The following is a 2,975-nucleotide window of genomic DNA, read 5'->3' as shown; positions in this document are numbered from 1 at the left end:
GTGTTGATGGGTGGACGCGGCGGTGGCCCGCGCGGACCGGTGAATGGCGGCGGCGGACTGCCTCAGGGCCCGAAGCTGACCGGCGGTACGCTGGGGCTGGCGGCGCTGGCGGCCATCGGGCTCTGGTCCTTTGCAAGCTTCTATACGGTCAAGCCGGAAGAACAGTCGGTGGAACTGTTCCTTGGCAAGTTTTCCTCGATCGGCGATCCCGGTCTGAACTTCGCCCCCTGGCCGTTCGTGACCGCGAATGTGGTTCCGGTCACGCCGGAACGGACCGAGGATATCGGTGTCGGCCGGGGCGGATCGGATAGCGGGCTGATGCTGACCGGCGACGAGAACATCGTCGATATCGACTTTCAGGTCGTCTGGAACATCAACGACCCCGAAAAATACCTCTTCAACCTGCGGGACCCGGAACTGACGATCAACGCGGTGGCCGAATCCTCGATGCGCGAGATCATTGCCCAGTCGCAACTGGCGCCGATCCTGAACCGTGACCGTGGTATCATCGCCGAGCGGCTGAAGGAACTGATCCAGTCGACGCTCGACAGCTACGATTCGGGTCTGAATGTCGTGCGGGTGAACTTTGACCGCGCCGACCCGCCGCGTGAGGTCATCGACGCTTTCAAGAACGTGCAGTCGGCCGAACAGCAGCGCGACCGGTTGCAGAAGGAAGCAGACGCCTATGCGAACACGGTTCTTGCCGGTGCGCGCGGTCAGGCCGCCCAGCTTCTGGAAGAGGCCGAAGGCTACCGCGCCCAGGTCGTGAACCAGGCCGAAGGTGAGGCGAGCCGCTTCAGCGCGGTTCTGGCCGAATATGCCAAGGCGCCCGAAGTGACCCGCAAACGGCTGTACCTTGAGACGATGGAAGAGGTCATGGGCCGCGTCGACAAGGTGATCATCGACGAAAATCAGAGCGGGCAGGGCGTCGTTCCCTATCTGCCGCTGAATGAACTGGGCAAGAAACCCGCGACGACCGGGGGGGCAAACTGATGAACCGCGCAACACTTCTTATCCCGATTGTTGTTCTGGCCCTCGCGGCGGCGCTTTCGGCGATCTTCATCGTCGATGAGCGTGAAAAGGCGCTGGTGCTTCAGTTCGGTCAGATCAAGGCCGTGCGGGAAGAGCCGGGGCTGTATTTCAAGGTGCCGCTCATTCAGGAGGTCGTACGGTATGACGACCGTATCCTCGGGCTCGATGTGGAACCTCTGGAAGTCACGCCGCTTGATGACCGCCGTCTGGTTGTCGACGCCTTCGCCCGCTACCGGATCGCCGATCTGCAGCGCTTCCGTCAGGCCGTCGGTGCCTCGGGTGTGGCTTTGGCCGAAAACCGCATCGATACGATCCTGCGCGCCCAGACGCGTGAGGTTCTGGGCTCGGTCACCTCGTCCGACATCCTGTCGGAAGGCCGTGCGGCCCTTGCCACCCAGATCCGCGATGCATCGGCAAATCAGGCCAGCTCGCTCGGGGTTGAGATCATCGACGTGCGGCTGAAGCGCACCGATCTGCCCGAACAGAACCTTGACGCCACCTTTGCCCGGATGCGGGCCGAACGGGAACGCGAGGCGGCCGATGAGGTCGCGCGCGGTAACGAAGCGGCACAGCGCGTGCGCGCGCAAGCCGACCGGACCAAGGTTGAGCTTGTCTCCGACGCCCAGCGTCAGGCCGAGATCATCCGCGGTGAGGCCGATGCCCGCCGCAACGCGGTCTTTGCCGAAGCCTATGGCGCAGATCCGGAATTCTTCGACTTCTACCGTTCGCTCGCAGCTTACCGCGCGGGCATTCTGGGGGGGAATTCCACCATGGTCATGGCGCCGAACAGCGAATTCTTCGACTATCTCAAATCGCCTGAAAAGCGGTAGCGATGGGGGCGTTCGCACTTCTGTTGCTGGCCGTCGGGTTGGTACTGACGCTGGAGGGGCTGGTGCTTGCACTGGCCCCTTCGCGTATTGATGAGCTTCTGGAACTGATCCGCCAGATGCCGGTCGAGACGCGCCGCAATCTCGGCCTTGGGGCGGTTGCCTTGGGCATCGCGCTCATTTGGCTTGCTCAGGGGCTCGCGGGCTGAAACAATCGCTGTGACAGGCGCGATTGGCGATCACATCCTGTTGAGCAGGCGCGACGGGCTTTGATTTGTGTCAGCGAAGGCTTAACTCAAAGATGCGCGTATCGTGGCCCGGGGCGGGACGGTCGTTCCTGCCATAGAAGAAAAACAAGGGAGTTCGCAGTGAAATCTCAGGTGATGACACTTCACAAGACCGACATTCGGCCCGGGGCCGTGGCGGGGGTAATCTGGGCTATGGCGCTGGGGCTGGCGCTGGCAATCGGTCAGGCAGCCCCTGTCGACGCCCGCGCAGCGCCGGAAAGTTTCGCCGATCTGGCCGAACAGGTCAGCCCGGCCGTTGTGAACATCACGACGACGACGACGGTCGCGGCCCCGACCGACGGCGGGCCGATCGTGCCCGAGGGATCGCCGTTTGAGGATTTCTTCCGTGAATTCGGCAATCCGAATGCACCCCGGGGGCCCCGCCGCTCGAACGCGCTGGGCTCGGGCTTCGTGATCTCGGAAGACGGCTATATCGTGACGAACAACCACGTCATCGAGGGTGCCGATGAGATTTCCATCGAATTCTTCTCGGGCAAGACGCTGGATGCCGAACTTGTGGGCACCGACCCTAAGACCGATATCGCGCTTTTGAAGGTGGAAAGCGATCAACCGCTCTCCTTCGTCGATTTCGGCAATTCCGATGTGATGCGCGTCGGCGATTGGGTCATGGCGATGGGCAACCCGCTGGGGCAGGGCTTTTCTGTTTCGGCCGGGATCGTCTCGGCCCGCAACCGCGAGCTTTCCGGGACCTATGACGATTTCATCCAGACCGATGCCGCGATCAACCGGGGCAATTCGGGGGGGCCACTCTTCAACATGGACGGCGATGTGATCGGCGTGAATACCGCGATCCTCAGCCCCAATGGCG

4 protein-coding genes are annotated in these 2,975 nt (G+C 62.6%); all 4 read left to right on the top strand.

The genetic code is table 11. The annotated features are described in order from the left end of the window. On the top strand, positions 1–993 hold a 993-nt coding region (hflK, locus tag WBB85_RS11155; RefSeq protein WP_432638687.1), incomplete at its 5' end, for an FtsH protease activity modulator HflK. After that, complete coding sequence (gene hflC, locus WBB85_RS11150; RefSeq protein WP_432638686.1) at positions 993–1,862, top strand: protease modulator HflC; 870 nt, start codon at positions 993–995, stop codon at positions 1,860–1,862. The genes hflK and hflC, both read left to right, overlap by 1 nt. Positions 1,863–1,864: 2 nt before the next feature. Next, positions 1,865–2,068, top strand: a complete 204-nt coding sequence (locus WBB85_RS11145) for a DUF2065 family protein (RefSeq protein ID WP_432638685.1) — start codon at positions 1,865–1,867, stop codon at positions 2,066–2,068. 174 nt (positions 2,069–2,242) lie between these two features. Next, a partial coding sequence (locus tag WBB85_RS11140) for a trypsin-like peptidase domain-containing protein (protein ID WP_432638688.1) occupies positions 2,243–2,975 on the top strand: 733 nt, incomplete at its 3' end.

The organism is Albidovulum sp. (assembly GCF_049646345.1).
In the GTDB taxonomy this organism is placed as follows: domain Bacteria; phylum Pseudomonadota; class Alphaproteobacteria; order Rhodobacterales; family Rhodobacteraceae; genus Albidovulum.
This window is presented reverse-complemented; position numbering and strand designations above follow the sequence as displayed.

Excerpts from the sequence above, each read along its gene's own strand:
- hflC (WP_432638686.1), top strand. The coding sequence starts at position 993 with ATGAACCGCGCAACACTTCTTATCCCGATTGTTGTTCTGGCCCTCGCG.
- WBB85_RS11145 (WP_432638685.1), top strand. The coding sequence starts at position 1,865 with ATGGGGGCGTTCGCACTTCTGTTGCTGGCCGTCGGGTTGGTACTGACG.